The 13,530-nt window shown below is 71.1% G+C and carries 17 protein-coding genes; 7 read left to right on the top strand and 10 right to left on the bottom strand.

Annotated features, from left to right (window positions below; translation table 11 throughout):
- Nucleotides 1-34: 34 nt before the first annotated feature.
- Nucleotides 35-1,534 carry a phosphate ABC transporter permease PstA gene (gene pstA / locus VMR86_09865; GenBank protein HTO07347.1) on the top strand — a complete coding sequence of 500 codons (1,500 nt, stop codon included), beginning with the start codon at nucleotides 35-37 and terminating at the stop codon, nucleotides 1,532-1,534.
- Between the two features lie 3 nt (nucleotides 1,535-1,537).
- Nucleotides 1,538-2,338 carry a phosphate ABC transporter ATP-binding protein PstB gene (gene pstB, locus VMR86_09860; protein HTO07346.1) on the top strand — a complete coding sequence of 267 codons (801 nt, stop codon included), beginning with the start codon at nucleotides 1,538-1,540 and terminating at the stop codon, nucleotides 2,336-2,338.
- 14 nt (nucleotides 2,339-2,352) lie between these two features.
- Here the strand turns inward: pstB and VMR86_09855 are convergent, their stop codons facing one another.
- The gene (locus VMR86_09855; protein HTO07345.1) at nucleotides 2,353-3,234 is read right to left on the bottom strand and encodes a universal stress protein; all 882 of its coding nucleotides are present in this window, start codon (nucleotides 3,232-3,234) and stop codon (nucleotides 2,353-2,355) included.
- A gap of 3 nt (nucleotides 3,235-3,237) precedes the next feature.
- Nucleotides 3,238-4,629: a sigma-54 dependent transcriptional regulator gene (locus tag VMR86_09850; GenBank protein ID HTO07344.1), complete on the bottom strand. Its 1,392-nt coding sequence runs from the start codon at nucleotides 4,627-4,629 to the stop codon at nucleotides 3,238-3,240.
- Nucleotides 4,630-4,810: 181 nt separating this feature from the next.
- On the opposite strand from VMR86_09850, the gene VMR86_09845 reads away from it, so the two are divergent.
- Complete coding sequence (locus VMR86_09845; GenBank protein HTO07343.1) at nucleotides 4,811-5,227, top strand: CBS domain-containing protein; 417 nt, start codon at nucleotides 4,811-4,813, stop codon at nucleotides 5,225-5,227.
- Here the strand turns inward: VMR86_09845 and VMR86_09840 are convergent.
- Nucleotides 5,194-6,468: a protoglobin domain-containing protein gene (locus tag VMR86_09840; protein HTO07342.1), complete on the bottom strand. Its 1,275-nt coding sequence runs from the start codon at nucleotides 6,466-6,468 to the stop codon at nucleotides 5,194-5,196. The genes VMR86_09845 and VMR86_09840 overlap by 34 nt on opposite strands.
- Here VMR86_09840 and VMR86_09835 point away from each other — a divergent pair.
- Entirely contained in the window at nucleotides 6,457-7,101 is a 645-nt protein-coding gene (locus VMR86_09835) for an Hsp20/alpha crystallin family protein (protein ID HTO07341.1), read from the top strand. The two genes, VMR86_09840 and VMR86_09835, sit on opposite strands and share 12 nt — an antisense overlap.
- A gap of 85 nt (nucleotides 7,102-7,186) precedes the next feature.
- On the opposite strand, the gene VMR86_09830 is transcribed toward VMR86_09835, so the two are convergent.
- The 3 genes from VMR86_09830 to VMR86_09820 are packed head-to-tail and all read right to left on the bottom strand — an operon-like array spanning nucleotide 7,187 to nucleotide 9,406.
- Nucleotides 7,187-7,708 (bottom strand): BCAM0308 family protein, encoded by a 522-nt coding sequence (locus tag VMR86_09830; protein ID HTO07340.1) that lies wholly within the window; start codon nucleotides 7,706-7,708, stop codon nucleotides 7,187-7,189.
- On the bottom strand, nucleotides 7,705-8,511 hold the full coding sequence (locus tag VMR86_09825; protein HTO07339.1) for a CBS domain-containing protein: 807 nt from the start codon (nucleotides 8,509-8,511) through the stop codon (nucleotides 7,705-7,707). The genes VMR86_09830 and VMR86_09825 overlap by 4 nt, the downstream gene beginning before the upstream one ends.
- A gap of 43 nt (nucleotides 8,512-8,554) precedes the next feature.
- Nucleotides 8,555-9,406 (bottom strand): universal stress protein, encoded by an 852-nt coding sequence (locus VMR86_09820; GenBank protein HTO07338.1) that lies wholly within the window; start codon nucleotides 9,404-9,406, stop codon nucleotides 8,555-8,557.
- A 186-nt stretch (nucleotides 9,407-9,592) separates the two neighbouring features.
- Here VMR86_09820 and VMR86_09815 point away from each other — a divergent pair, with 186 nt between their 5' ends.
- Complete coding sequence (locus tag VMR86_09815; protein ID HTO07337.1) at nucleotides 9,593-10,000, top strand: c-type cytochrome; 408 nt, start codon at nucleotides 9,593-9,595, stop codon at nucleotides 9,998-10,000.
- Nucleotides 10,001-10,010: 10 nt separating this feature from the next.
- Nucleotides 10,011-10,439, top strand: a complete 429-nt coding sequence (locus tag VMR86_09810) for a CBS domain-containing protein (protein ID HTO07336.1) — start codon at nucleotides 10,011-10,013, stop codon at nucleotides 10,437-10,439.
- 18 nt (nucleotides 10,440-10,457) lie between these two features.
- Here VMR86_09810 and VMR86_09805 read toward each other — a convergent pair whose 3' ends face one another.
- The 3 genes from VMR86_09805 to VMR86_09795 are packed head-to-tail and all read right to left on the bottom strand — an operon-like array spanning nucleotide 10,458 to nucleotide 11,979.
- Nucleotides 10,458-10,721 carry a hypothetical protein gene (locus tag VMR86_09805; GenBank protein HTO07335.1) on the bottom strand — a complete coding sequence of 88 codons (264 nt, stop codon included), beginning with the start codon at nucleotides 10,719-10,721 and terminating at the stop codon, nucleotides 10,458-10,460.
- A gap of 35 nt (nucleotides 10,722-10,756) precedes the next feature.
- The gene (locus VMR86_09800) at nucleotides 10,757-11,044 is read right to left on the bottom strand and encodes a chaperone modulator CbpM (GenBank protein HTO07334.1); all 288 of its coding nucleotides are present in this window, start codon (nucleotides 11,042-11,044) and stop codon (nucleotides 10,757-10,759) included.
- Nucleotides 11,041-11,979, bottom strand: a complete 939-nt coding sequence (locus tag VMR86_09795; protein HTO07333.1) for a DnaJ C-terminal domain-containing protein — start codon at nucleotides 11,977-11,979, stop codon at nucleotides 11,041-11,043. The genes VMR86_09800 and VMR86_09795 overlap by 4 nt, the downstream gene beginning before the upstream one ends.
- A gap of 41 nt (nucleotides 11,980-12,020) precedes the next feature.
- On the opposite strand from VMR86_09795, the gene VMR86_09790 reads away from it, so the two are divergent.
- Nucleotides 12,021-12,878: a universal stress protein gene (locus tag VMR86_09790; GenBank protein ID HTO07332.1), complete on the top strand. Its 858-nt coding sequence runs from the start codon at nucleotides 12,021-12,023 to the stop codon at nucleotides 12,876-12,878.
- Here the strand turns inward: VMR86_09790 and VMR86_09785 are convergent.
- Nucleotides 12,859-13,515, bottom strand: a complete 657-nt coding sequence (locus tag VMR86_09785) for a protein-L-isoaspartate(D-aspartate) O-methyltransferase (protein HTO07331.1) — start codon at nucleotides 13,513-13,515, stop codon at nucleotides 12,859-12,861. The genes VMR86_09790 and VMR86_09785 overlap by 20 nt on opposite strands.
- Between the last annotated feature and the right edge of the window lie 15 nt (nucleotides 13,516-13,530).

The raw sequence follows: 13,530 nt of genomic DNA, 5'->3' as shown, positions 1-13,530 counted from the left end.
CGGGAGCACGCGGCGAGCCCGTTTCGGGGCGGCCATGCTGTGGCTGTCGGCGGGCGCTCTGGCGGTGAGTCTTTTGCTGGTGACCGGGCTGGTGGTGCTCGTGGCCTGGAACGGGCTCGGCTACTTCTGGCAGTCGCCGCTCACCGAGTTCGAGCTCGCCGACGGCACGCGCGCGCTGGGCGAGATCGTCGAGCACCAGGGCGACGAGCTGCGCGTCCACTTCGGCAACCGCGAGCTCGGCGGCGCCGACTTCCGCTGGCTGACGCCGGCCGAGATCCGCGCGCAGAGTCGGCCGGCCGAGGCCTTGGTGCTCGAGCGCGAGGAGTGGGGGCGCTTCTACGGCTTCCCGGTCGCGATCCGCCGCGGAGACACGGCGCTCGTGGACGGGACCGCCGCGGTGATCGCCGCGCTGCCCGAGAAGCTGGGCGAGAAGCGCGCCGAGATCGAGGCCCGGCTCGAGCCGCTGCGGCGCGAGATCCGCGGCCAGAACCGCGCGATCGAGGCCGGCGCGCGCGAGGGGCGCGACGTGTCCCAGCTCCGGGCCCGCTACGAGGTCTCGGCCGCCGAGCTCGCCAAACGTGAGTCGGAAGTGATGGGCGACGTGCTGGTCATGCGCACCGCCGACGGCAGCGAGAAGCCGATCGCGCTCGCGCACGTGGTGCGCGCCGTGCAGGCCAACGCGCTGGGGCTCTCGGGCGAGCTCCGGCTCTACGTCTCGCGCCTGGGCGAGTTCCTGTTCGCCGAGCCGCGCGAGTCGAACACCGAGGGCGGCATCTTCCCGGCGATCTTCGGCACGGTGCTGCTCGTGTTGCTCACCAGCGTCGCAGTGTCTCCCCTGGGCGTGCTGACCGCGCTCTATCTGCGCGAGTATGCGCGCGAGGGCTGGCTCGTGCGCAGCGTGCGCATCGCCGTGAACAGCCTGGCGGGCGTGCCGTCGATCGTGTTCGGCGTGTTCGGCCTGGGCTTCTTCGTGTACGGCGTGGGGGGCCTCCTCGACGCGCTGTTCTTCGCCAACCGCCTGCCCACCCCGACCTTCGGCACGGGCGGCGTGCTCTGGGCGAGCCTCACGCTCGCGCTCCTCACCCTGCCGGTGGTGGTGGTCGCGACCGAGGAAGGCCTCGCGGCCGTGCCGCGCATCGTGCGCGAGGGGTCACTGGCTCTCGGCGCGACCAAGGTCGAGACACTCTGGCGCGTGGTGCTGCCCGCCGCGCTACCGGGCGCACTCACCGGGCTGATCCTGGCCATGGCGCGCGCCGCAGGCGAGGTCGCGCCGCTCATGATCGTGGGCATGGTGAAGCTCGCGCCCAGCCTGCCGCTCGACGGCGAGTTTCCCTACGTTCATCTGGAGCGGAAGTTCATGCACCTGGGCTTCCACATCTACGACGTGGGCTTCCAGAGCCCCAACGTGGAGGCCGTGCGGCCGCTGGTGTTCGCGACGGCCCTCTTGCTGATCCTCGTGGTGCTGTGCACCAATCTGACCGCGATCCTCGTTCGCAATCACTTGCGTCGAAAGTACGCCGGGAGCGGAGTGTAAGTCGTGCAACCGGCGCGGAGTCCAGACCTGGCCAGGTTACCCGAGTTCGAGAAGGCGGCTTTGCGCGTGCGCGGCCTGTCACTCTGGTACGGAGAGACACAGGCGCTGCACGACATCGAGCTCGAGGTCCCCGAGCGCAAGATCACCGCGCTGATCGGGCCGTCGGGCTGCGGAAAGTCGACGCTCCTGCGCTCGATCAACCGCATGAACGACCTGGTCGACGGCGTGCGGATCTCGGGCGAGATCCTGTTCCACGGCGCGAACATCTTCGCGCCCGAGGTCGACGTCTTCGCGCTGCGCCGGCGCATCGGCATGGTGTTCCAGAAGTCGAACCCGTTCCCGAAGTCGATCTACGAGAACGTGGCCTACGGCTCGCGCATCCACGGCCTGCGCCAGCGCTCGGCGCTGGATGAGATCGTCGAGAAGAGCCTGGTGCGCGCCGGCCTGTTCGAGGAGGTCAAGGACCGCCTCCACGAGAGTGCGCTCGGTCTCTCGGGCGGCCAGCAGCAGCGGCTGTGCATCGCGCGCGCGATCGCCGTCGAGCCCGAGGTCGTGCTGCTCGACGAGCCCTGCTCCGCGTTGGACCCGATCGCGACCCAGAAGATCGAGGAGCTGATGCAGGAGCTGAAGGAGCGCTACACGATCGTGATCGTGACGCACAACATGCAGCAGGCCGCGCGCGCCTCGGACTACACGGCCTTCATGTATCTCGGGTCACTGGTCGAGTTCGGCGAGACGGGCGAGATCTTCGTGAAGCCGCGCGTGCGCGCAACCGAAGACTACATCCGCGGCCGCTTCGGCTGAGCGCGATCAGCGAGCTACGCGCTGCGCTCGCGCACCGTCAGCACCGGGATCTCGGCGCCGCGCACCACGTGCTCGGCCACGCTACCCAGGAGCAGGTGCTTCAAGCCGCGCCGGCCGTGCGTGCCCATCGCGATCAGGTCGGCCTTCTTCTCCCGGGCCACCTCGAGGATCACGGTCTCGGGCACTCCTGGGCGCGCCGCGTACTCGGCCGAGATGCCGGCGTCGGAGAGCCCGGTCAGGATCGCCTCCAGGTCCTTGGTGACTCCCTTGGCGAGGCGCTCGAAGAACGGGTCGCCGTGCGAGACGAGATACTGCTCGAGCTCCACCGGCACGTAGTAGGCGTGCACCAGCACCAGGTGCGCCGGCCCCGCGGTCTTGGCCAGCGACTTGGCCAGCTCGAGCGCCTGCTGCGCCGCGGGCGAGAAGTCCATGGGCACCAGGATCGTGCGCAGTCGCACGTCGGCGGTCTTCACGGTCAGGACCGGGCAGTGAGCGGCGCGCACCGTGCGCTCCGCGACCGACCCCAGCAGCACGTGCTTCAGCCCCGTGAGACCGCGGCTGCCCATCACGATCAGGTCGGCATGCGCGCGCTCCGCGGCCGCCGCGATCGCGAAGCCGGGAATGTCCTCGACCACCTCGATCTCGCAGCGCACGCCCTGTGACTCGATCTTCTTCTGGATCGGCACGAGCCGCGCGCGCGCGTTGGTGCGCATCTCCTGCCAGAACGTGATCGGGATCGGCGGCGCCTCGGGGTTGGCGGGCAGCATGGGCAGCTGCACCACGTGCAACAGGTGCACGCTCGCGCCGAACGGCTTCGCCAGCGCCGCGGCCTGCGAGACCGCGTGCTCGGCGTGCTCGGAGAAGTCGGTGGGGACGAGGATGGTCTTGATCTGCACGAGTCACTCCTGGTTCTGCGCGCGGCCGCGGCGGGTTTCCTTGCGGCGGTACAGCGTGCGGCGGTTGATGCCCAGGATGCGCGCGGCGCGCACCTTGTTGCCGTGGACGAGCGCGAGCACGCGCTCGATGTACAGCGTGCCGAGCTGCGCCAGCGTGAGCTGGCGCGCGAGCGCGTCGTCGAGCAGCCCGGCTGCAGCGGGGGAAGCCGGCACGCCGGCCGGCCGGAGCTCGGCGGCCTCGAGCGGCAGGTCGGCGGCACGGATCTCGTCGCCGGCGGTCAGCAGGAGCGCGCGCTCGATCGCGTTCTCGAGCTCGCGCGCGTTGCCCTCCCAGCGCTGGCGGCGCAGCAGCTCGAGCGCATCCAGCCCCAGCGTGACTTTTCGCCCCGGGGCGTGGCGCGCCAGGAACGACTGCGCCAGCGGGGCGACGTCTTCCGGGCGCTCGCGCAGCGGGGGGATGTGGATCGGAATCACGTTCAGCCGGTAGTACAGATCCTGGCGGAAGCGGCCAGCGGCCACCTCGGCGCGCAGGTCCTTGTTGGTCGCGGCGATGACTCGCGCGTCGACCTGCACGGTCTTGTTGCCGCCCACCGGCCGGATCTCGTGCTCCTGCAGCACGCGCAGGAGCTTGCTCTGCAAGGCCGGGCTCATGTCGCCGATCTCGTCGAGGAAGATCGTGCCGTGACTCGCCTCCTCGAACAGGCCGCGCTTGCTGGTGTGCGCGCCGGTGAAGGCGCCGCGCACGTGACCGAAGAGCTCGCTCTCGAGCAGGCCCTCGGGCATGGCCGTGCAGTTGATCGGCACGAACGCGGCGTGCGCGCGGCCGCCGGTGAAGTGGATCGTGCGCGCGACCACCTCCTTGCCGGTGCCGCTCTCGCCGGTGATCAGCACGTTCGAGCGGCTGCTCGAGATCTTGCGCACCAGCGCGAAGATCTCGCGCATGGCCGGGCTCGCCCCGATCAGGTCGCCGAACGAGCTCGTCCGGTCGAGCGCGCGGCGCAGGCGCCGGTTCTCCTGCTCGAGCGTGCGCCGCTCGAAGGCGCGCTCGAGCGAGGCGAGCACGGCGCCGCGCTGGAAGGGCTTGGTGATGTAGTCGAACGCGCCGTGGCGCATGGCGTCGACGGCGGAGTCGATGCTGCCGAAGGCGGTCATCAGGATGACCGGCGTCTCGGGGCGGGTCTCGCGCAGCTCGCCCAGCAGGGTGACTCCGTCCTTCCCCGGCATGCGGATGTCGGAGATCACCGCGTCGAGGTCGGTGTCCCGGCAGAGCGCGAGCGCTTGCTGCGCGGACTCGGCGGCCTGGGCGTGAATCCCGGCCTCCTCCAACAGAGAGACCAGCATCTCCCGCATCGCGGGCTCGTCGTCGACCACCAGTACGTTTCGCGGTTCACCCATGGTCAGCCGTCATAGCAGGGGGCGTGCCCTCGTCCGGAGCGCAATTCGCGCGCTTCCATTGTGCCCGAATGGGGCACACCGCCACAACTGGGGTTTCGAACCACAGGGCACGCGCAATGCACGATCCGCCGGACCAATGGCCCAATCCACGCCTCTGCCCGCTCGGACCGTCGCCAGCTTGATGCGTTCGAACTTCATCGCCGTCGGGCCCGACGAGACGCTGCTCGAGGCCGACCGGATCATGCGGCTCGCGCGCATCCGCCACCTGCCGGTCGTGCACAAGGACGTGCTGGTCGGCCTGGTCTCGCACCGCGACGTGCTGGCCGCGTCGATCTCGAAGCTCGAGGCGGCCGCGCCTGCCCAGCGCATCGACCACCTGCGGAGCATCTCGATCCGCGAGGTCATGCAGCGCACGCTCACCACCGCCGACGAGACCACCACGCTGGCGACGGCCGCGCGCCGCATGCTCGGACAGAAGATCGGCTGCCTGCCGGTCGTGCGCCCGGGTCCCGCGGGGCCGGTGCTGCTGGGCCTGGTGACTGAGAGTGACTTGCTGCGCGCGGCCTACGTTCCCGACTTCACCGGCGCGTCGGACTGAGTCAGCCGCGGTAGAGTCACGATGAACTCGGTGCCGTGACCCGGCGAGCTCGAGACTTCGATCGAGCCGCCGTGGTCCGACACGATCTCGCGCACGACCACCAGCCCGAGCCCGCTGCCGCTTCCGGGCGGCTTGGTGCTGAAGAACGGCTCGAAGATGCGCGCCTGGGTCTCGGCATCCATGCCCTGGCCCGTGTCGGCGACCCGGATCGCCAGCGTGTCGGGTGATTTCGCGTCGACGCTCACCGAGAGCTGTCCGCCCGCGCTCATGGCGTCGACCGCGTTGATCACCAAGTTGATCAGGACCTGCTGCAGCTTGTCCGAGCTGCCGCGCACCATCGCGCGGGGTGGCAGCTCGAGCCGGGTCTCGATCGCGTGCGCGCGCAGCTTCTCGGCCAGGAAGGCCAGCGTCTCGCGCAGCAGCGCGCACACGTCGACGGGCGCGGTGTCGCGCGCGCCGGGCCGCGCCATGTTGAGCAACGTCTGGATGATGTGGGAGATGCGGTCGATCTGCTCGCGGATCGTCTGCAGGCGCTTGCGCCCGCGCTCGTCGGCCACCGACGACTCGAGCAGCTCGGCGTGACCGCGGATCACGCCCATGGGCGTTCCGATCTCGTGGGCCAGCCCCGCGACCAGCGTGGCGAGTGAAACGAGCTGCTCGGCGGCGCGAGCGCGGGCCGTGGCGTCGCGCGAGCGCTCGTGCTCGGCCTCGAAGCGCCGCTCGCTCTCGCGCGAGGCGTTCGCGAGCTCCTGATTCAAGAACGCGAGCCGCTCCTCGCGGCGCGCGATGTACGAGTCCATCGCGACCGACGCGTCGAGCATGAGCAGCTTCTCGAGCGACAGGATGATGCGCTCGGCCAGCGCGGGCTCGCGCTGCCAGTTCTCCAGGATCGCAGGCACGAGCAGGCGCAAGTAGAGCGAATACGCGCCCAGGTAGAAGCGCGGCTCGAGGCCTACACGAACGTGTGTTCGTCCGATCCCGAGCCGCTGCGCGAAGTAGTCGGCATCGAGCCCGGGGTCGGCGAGCGAGAGCAGATACTCGCGTTGCTTGACCAGCAACCGGTCCTTGACGTCGGGATCGGCCAGGAGCTCGCGCGTGGCCTGGAAGCTCAGCAGGTGCCGGTAGAACGCGGCCACGAGCGAATCGGCCCACTTCTCGAGCAGGGGCCGGAGCTGCGACAGGTTCTTGCGATCCTCGTCGCCAAGCTCGTAGAACGCGAGGCGAAGCTCGTGGTTCAGCATCCCTGGGCGAATTTTCTAGCTGGGTGCGCCGAAGTCAAGCGCTGTGAACAGATTCCCCTGCGCGAGGGTCACACTGAGGCGCCGCCACACACTGGCCCCCCGCGGCGCGCGGACAGGCGACGCGTTTCCCGGCACGTCGCTTGCTCTACTGCGAGTCACTCAACCCCGAAGGAGAAGCTCATGGCGGAACCAACTTCTGGCCTCAAGCGTTGGAACCCACGCGACGAGCCTTCGCTCGCCGACGTCTTGTTCCGCGACTGGCCGTTCGGCCGCGTCGCGCGGCAAGGCGAAGAAGCGGCGAGGGGTTCGCTGCTTTCACCTGCCGTCGATCTCAGCGAGAACGAGCACGCGTTCGTGATCAGCGCGGAGCTGCCGGGGGTCCGCCGCGAAGACCTCACGGTCGAGCTCCATGAAGATGTGCTCACCCTGCGCGGCGAGAAGAAGAGCGAACGCGAGGAGAAGAAGGACCGCTCGCACTGGGTCGAGCGCTCCTACGGCTCGTTCTCGCGCTCCTTCACGCTCCCGCCCACGGCGCTCGCCGAGCAGCTGAAGGCGAGCTTCGCCGACGGCGTGCTGCGCATCGAGATCCCGAAGAAGGAAGCGACGAAGGCGCGCCAGATCGCGATCAAGTGAGTCACCGCGAGGCGCAGGCGCGGAGCCGCTTCCCCCCATCCACGTCCCGCGCTTGCGTCTCGTCGGGTGGCTCCCCGAAAGGGATTCAGCGCGACCAGCGCACCCGCAGTGTCTCGTTCTTCTCGGCCCACGGCGCCGACAGCTCGCCCTTGAAGGCGTCGTGCAGCGCCGTGCCGATCGCGTGAGCGAGATGTGAGTCGGTCGTGGTGATCAGCGTCTCGTGCGCCACCTCGCGGATCGCCATCAGCCGCTGAAGCGGGTGCTCGGCCTTCTCGCGTTCCTCGACGTGGCGGACGCGCGCCAGGATCTCGTCCTTGTGCTCGCGCGCGAAGTCACCCGAGATGCGCACCTCGCCGCCCGGCAGCTCGTCGCGGATCCGCTGGCAGGCGGGGCAGAGGGTCGGCCGGCCCGTCGGGTTGGCGACCTTCGGCCAGACCCAGCGTCCTTCGTGGTAGATCGCCTTGCAGGTCGAGCAAACCTGGGGCTCCGCGAGCTTGCCCGCGGGCCGATCGGTCTTGCCGCGCTCCGGCTCGTGCCGCGACGGCTGCGGCCGCTCGGCGCGCTCGCTCGCCTTCCTGCTCTTCGGTCCCTTCCCCTTGCCCTTCATCGCAGAGCCTCCGCGCGCGCCGACCTTCCGGCCGCACAGCGCACACACAGAGTCGCTCCCGGCATCGCGCGCAAGCGGGCCGCCGGGATCTCGGCCCCGCAATCCTCACATACTCCGAACCTGCCCTGCGTGGCGCGCGCGAGCGCGTGGTCCAAGGCCTCGAGTCGGCTCGCCGCCAGCGCGGAGAGCGGCTCCTCCAGATAGATCTCCTCGAGCAGGCGCGCCCGCTCCGGGTTGTCGATGGGCTCGCGCGTCTGGGCGGAGAGCCCGCGCTCCGAGTCCTGCAGGCGCTGGAGCTGCTGGCCGATCCGCTCGCGCTCGGCGCGCAGCTCGGCGACCAGGAGCTCGCGGTCCAGCAGGCGTGCGTCCGCAGCGCTGCGCTTCTGCGGCTCGCGCAGGACGAGCGCACGCAGCGCGTCGACCTCGGTGAAGATGCCGACCACGCGTCCCTCCTGGTCGACGACGGGCAGGCAGCCGATCCGGAAGCGCGCCAGGAGCTCCGCTGCGTCGCCGAGGGGCATCTCCGGCCGGCCGGTCAGCGGCTCGTGAGTCATGACCTCGCCGACCGCGCAGTCCAGCGCCAGCAGCCGATCGGCCGGATCGGGGGCGGTGCGCAGGGAGACCGGGAAGGGCAGTGCGGCGCGCAGATCGTCGAGCGAGACGATGCCGCGCAGCCGCTCATGCCGGTCGACCACCGGCAGGTGGCGGATCCCCCGATCGAGCATGAGGTCGAGCGCGGCGAGAACGGATGCGTCCGCCGTGATCGTCTCGGGGTCGCGCGTCATGAGCTGGGAGAGGTTCATGGGATGCCTCCGTGGAGCCTGGCACGAGGTCGCGCCGCGGCGGTCAATGCTCGGCGAACTCCTCGTCCGACTCGCGCTCGGGCCAGATCACGAGCAGCGCCGGGACGCCGGAGCGCGCGATGCGGTTCACGACCGGGCCGGGCCCGTGGTCGGGGCGGTTGCGCTCGGCGCCGAGCACGACCAGATGAACGTCGAGCTCGCGCGCGGCGACCGCGATCTCGTTGCCGGCCTCGCCCTGCCGGATCACCACCTGGGCGGGCACCGTCGGATCGAGCTTGGCGAGCTGTGCGCAAAGCCGCGATGGCGCGCGCTGCGGCTCGAGGTCGACGTGGTGTCGATCGGAGAGATAGCCGCGCGGCGGCAGCACGTGCAGCAGCGCCACCTCGCCGCGCTCGGCATGCGCCAGCGCGAGGCCGATCTTCTGCCAGGGCGAAGTGACTCGCGGGTTCTCCTGCGCGATCAGGATGCGCTTGAACTCGCCCCCCGAGGGCGTCGAGGCGACGATCAGGAGCGGTGCTCCGGGGTATCCGAGCAGCTTGCCCGCGACGCTGCCCAGCACGAAGCGCCCCATGCTGCGCATGTGACCCGCGCCAGTCACGACGAGGTCGAAGTCGCCCAGGTCGCGCAGCGCGACCAGCTCGAGCGTCGGGTCGCCCTTTCGGACGTGGAAATCCGTGCCCGGCGGCGCCTCGCGCTCGGCCAGCAGCGACAAGCGCCTCGACGCCGCGGCCCGGGCCTCCGGCGAGGGCGAGAAGAGCAGCGCATCGGGCACGACATGGAGCAGCGAGAGCGTCGCGCCGACCCGTCGCGCCAGGCCGCTGGCCGCCGACAGCGCCGCCCGGGAGCTCTCGGAAAAGTCGACTCCGACGAGGATTCGGCGCGGTGGCCAGCTCATGCGGGCCGGCGGTGCAACGAGCATACCCGCGCCGGGTGCGCGCTCGTGGCTCGGGCTCGTGACTCGATGCCACGCTGAGTCATTCCGCCACGGTCGAGTGACCTCTCGTGCGCGGCCGCGGCGGCATGTGCGTTGCACCAGCGCCGGGCCATGAAATCGCACGGGCTCTGGCGGTCGACCGCGGCAATGGGGTTCTTGCTGGTCATCGGCGGCTCCGCGCGCGGCGAGGAGTCGGTGCCGGCGCAGGCGGGGCACAACCTGTACGAGCAGCACTGCATGGTGTGTCACGGCTTGCGCGCCCACGGCGATGGCCCGCTGGCAGACGAGCTGAAGGTGGCGCCCGCCGATCTCACGACCATCGCGAAGCGCCGCGGCGGTGTGTTTCCCGAGCCGGAGGTGCGCGAGATCATCGACGGCCGCAGGCGCGTGCGCGGCCACGGACCCGCGAAGATGCCGCTCTGGGGCAAGGTCTTCGCCTATGACGCCGCGGACGCGACGAACGAGGTCGAGGTTCGCGACCGCATCGCATCGCTCGTCGAGTATCTGAAGTCGATCCAAGTGGCCGCGCCCGTCGCGCCGCCGCCCCAGCACTGAGAGGAAGGTCATGAACGTCGGAACGCTCTTGCGCCGTGAGCCCGCAACCGTCTCGCCCGCCACGCCGTGCTCCGTGGCGGCGCAGTGCATGCGCGACGAGCGGATGGGGTCGCTGGTGGTGGTCGAGGACGGAGAGCCGATCGGCATGCTGACCGACCGCGACCTGGTCGTGCGCGTGCTCGCGGAAGGCCTCGACGCCGAGAAGGCCCTGGTGGGCGAGGTGATGTCGGAGCGCCCGATCTTCGTCACCGACACCCAGGACACCGCCAGCGTGCTCTGCGTCATGCGCGATCTCGCGCTGCGCCGCGTGCCGGTCGTGAACGGCCGCCGCGAGCTCGTGGGCGTCGTGTCACTCGACGACATCCTGGTCGCGCTCGCGGAAGAGCTCGGCACGATCGCCGAGCTCGTGCGCAAGGAGAGCCCGCCCGAGGCAGACTGAGCCCCGCGCCGGCCGCGGTCAGATCAGATCGCGGATGCGGTGATACGCGGTCTTGAGCTCCTGCGCGAGCGGGCGCGCGGCTTCGGCGATCTCGTTCAGCTCTTTCTTCGACTCACGCCCGACCAGCCGGATGCGCCCCTCGAGCTTGCGCCAGGTCTTCTCGGCGCTCTCGAACGCATCGCGCGCGTCCTTGCTGGCGAGGTTCAGCTTGACGCGCAGCTCGTCGCGCAGCGTGCGCAGCGCGTCGATCTCCTTCTTCAGTCGCTCGTCGAGCTCGGCCATATCGTCACTCCTTTTTCCGGGATTTCAGCGGGGTTTCAGCGCGGCAGGCGCCCCAGCTCGGCGAGCAGCTGCTCGACCCTGCGGCGCAGACCGGAGACTTCCTCGCGCATGCGCACGATGACCGCGACGCCGGGCAGGTTCACGTCGAGGTCCCGCACCAGGTTCTGGGCCACGCGCGCGCGTTCCAGCATCAGCTCCGAGAAGTCGCCCGACGCGCCGCTGGGCGCGTCGTGGAGAACGATCTCCTCGCGTTCGAGCGTCACGAGGAAGCCTTCGTCGATCTCGAGCAGCTCGAGCATCTGCTTGCGCGTGTAGAAGGTCATGACTCACTCCGCAGCTTCGCGCGCGGGTCGCGGCCCTGGTACAGCGGCTCGAGCTCCTTCGCGATCGCCTCGAGCCGCGGGTCGGCCGGATCGGGCAGCTCCGCCACGAGCTTCACGTACAGGTCGCCCCGTTCCGACGCGCCGAGCTTCGGCGCGCCCTTGCCGCGCAGCCGCAGCACGCGGCCGCTCTGGGAGCGCGGCGGGATCTTCATGGTCACGCTGCCGTCCGCGGTGGGCACCTCGACCGACGCGCCCTGCACGAGCTCGGGGATGGTCACGGGCAGCTCGAGCTGCAGGTCGTTGCCTTCGCGCCGGAAGAACGCGTGCGGCCGGACGCGCAGCGTGAGATACAGGTCGCCCGCGGCCGCGCCCTGCGCGCCCGAGTCGCCCTGGCCGGCGAGGCGGATCTTGGTGCCGGTGACTGCGCCGGGCGGGATCTTGATGCGCAACGCGCCGCGGTCCGCGACCTGTACGCGCACCTCGCCCCCGCGCACGGCGTCGAGAAAGTCGACGTCGATCTCGCCCGAGGCGTCGGCGCCGCGCTGCGGGCCGCGCGCGCGCCGGCCTCCCAGGCCGCCGCCGAAGATCCCGCCCAGCAGGTCGTCGAGGTCGAAGTCACCTTCCGAGCTGAACGACTCGTACGAGGGGCTGCGCCGCGCGCCCTGCGACCAGCGCATGTACTCGCGCGCCTGCGCCGGGTCGAAGCCCTGGGCCAGGCCCTGGGTGCCGAACTCGTCGTAGCGGGCGCGCTTCTCCTTGTCCGAGAGCACCTCGTAGGCGAAGGAGATCTCCTTGAACTTCTCCTCCGCCTTGCGGTCGTTGGGATTCACGTCCGGGTGGTGCTTCCGGGCGAGCTTGCGGTACGCCTTGCGGATCTCGTCTTCGCTGGCGGTGCGCGCCACGCCCAGCGCCGCGTAGAGGTCGGGGTCTGCCATCGGCTCCAAAGTAGCCGCAGGAGATATGATTGGCCCAGCCGATGTCGAGCGCCTCACTCCAGCGGATCCTGGTCGCGACCGACTTCTCGCCGCACGCGGACCGCGCGTTCGAATGGGCGGCGGCGCTCGCGCGGCGCTTCTCCGCGCAGCTCGAGCTCGTGACCTCGGTGTTCGTGATGCCCTTCGCGCCCGGGCCGCCCGGGATCGGCATCCCGGCCGACTTCACGCGCGGCCTGCGGGAAGGCGCGGAGCGCCGGCTGGCCGAGCTGGCGGCGCGCGCGGCTGGGCTGCGGGTCACCACGACCGTGCTCCACGAGGACCCCTCGAGCGGGATCTGTGCGCTGGCCCGCGAGCACCGCGCCGACCTGCTCGCGCTGGGCACGCGCGGGCGCGCGGGCCTGGCGCACGTGCTCTTGGGCAGCGTGGCCGAGCGCACGGCGCGGCTCGCGCCGTGCCCCGTGCTGACCCTACACGCCGATGTGTCACCTCCCAAGCCGCTGAAGCGGCTGCTCGTGCCGACCGACTTCTCCGACGCCGCCCGCGCGGCGGGCGAGCTGGCGCGCCGGCTGCTCGAGCCGGGCGGCTCGCTCGTGTTCGCGCACGCGATCCCGCTCGTGCTGGCCGCCGACGTGCCGCTGCCCGACCCGCGCAGCGAGGCCTGGGCGCGCGCGGAGTTCGAGAAGCTCGTGCCCGCGCTGGGCGGTGTCTCGGCCGAGCTCGACCTGCGCTTCGGCGCCGCCGACGGCGCCGTGCTCGACGCCGCTGCCGAGCACGCCGCCGACGCGATCGTGATGGGCACGCAGGGCCGCACCGGGCTGGCGCACGTGTGGCTCGGCAGCGTGGCGGAGCGCGTGATCCGGCGCTCGCCGCTGCCGGTGTTCAGCGTGAAGCCGGCCTAGGCGCGACCAGCGGCACGAACTGCACCACGCACAGCTCCTCGCGCGCCAGTGAGTCGCCGCCGGTCTTGGTGAGACGCACGAGTGACTGGTCGCCGCGCGGCGTACCGAGCGGCGCGACCAGCCGCCCGCCCACGGCCAGCTGCGCCGCGAGCGCCTCCGGCAAACGCTCCATCGCGGCCGAGACCAGGATCGCGTCGAACGGCGCGCGCTCGGGCCAGCCGCGCGCGCCGTCCCCGGCGCGCAGCTCCACGTTCGCGCAGCCGAGCTCCGCCAGCCGGCGCCGCGCGCGCTCCGCCAGCTCGGGGTCGAGCTCGATCGCGTACACCTCGCGCGCGAGCCGCGACAGCAGCGCCGCCACGTAGCCCGAGCCGGCGCCAACCTCGAGCACGCGCTCGGGACCTGCGAGCCGCGCCGCCTCGAGCATCAGCGCCACGACGAAGGGCTGCGACAGCGTCTGACCTTCGCCCAACGGCAGCGCGCGGTCCTGGTAGGCGAGCTCGGCCTGATCGGGCGACACGAATACGTGTCGGGGCAGCGCGCGCATCGCGGCCAGCACGCGCGCGTCGGCGATGCCGCGCGCGGCGAGCTGCTGCTCGACCATGCGCGCGCGCCGCGCCGACGCGGACTCATCGTCCATACGAGTCACTCTCGC

This window comes from Myxococcota bacterium (assembly GCA_035498015.1).
GTDB lineage: Bacteria > Myxococcota_A > UBA9160 > SZUA-336 > SZUA-336 > VGRW01.
This window is presented reverse-complemented; position numbering and strand designations above follow the sequence as displayed.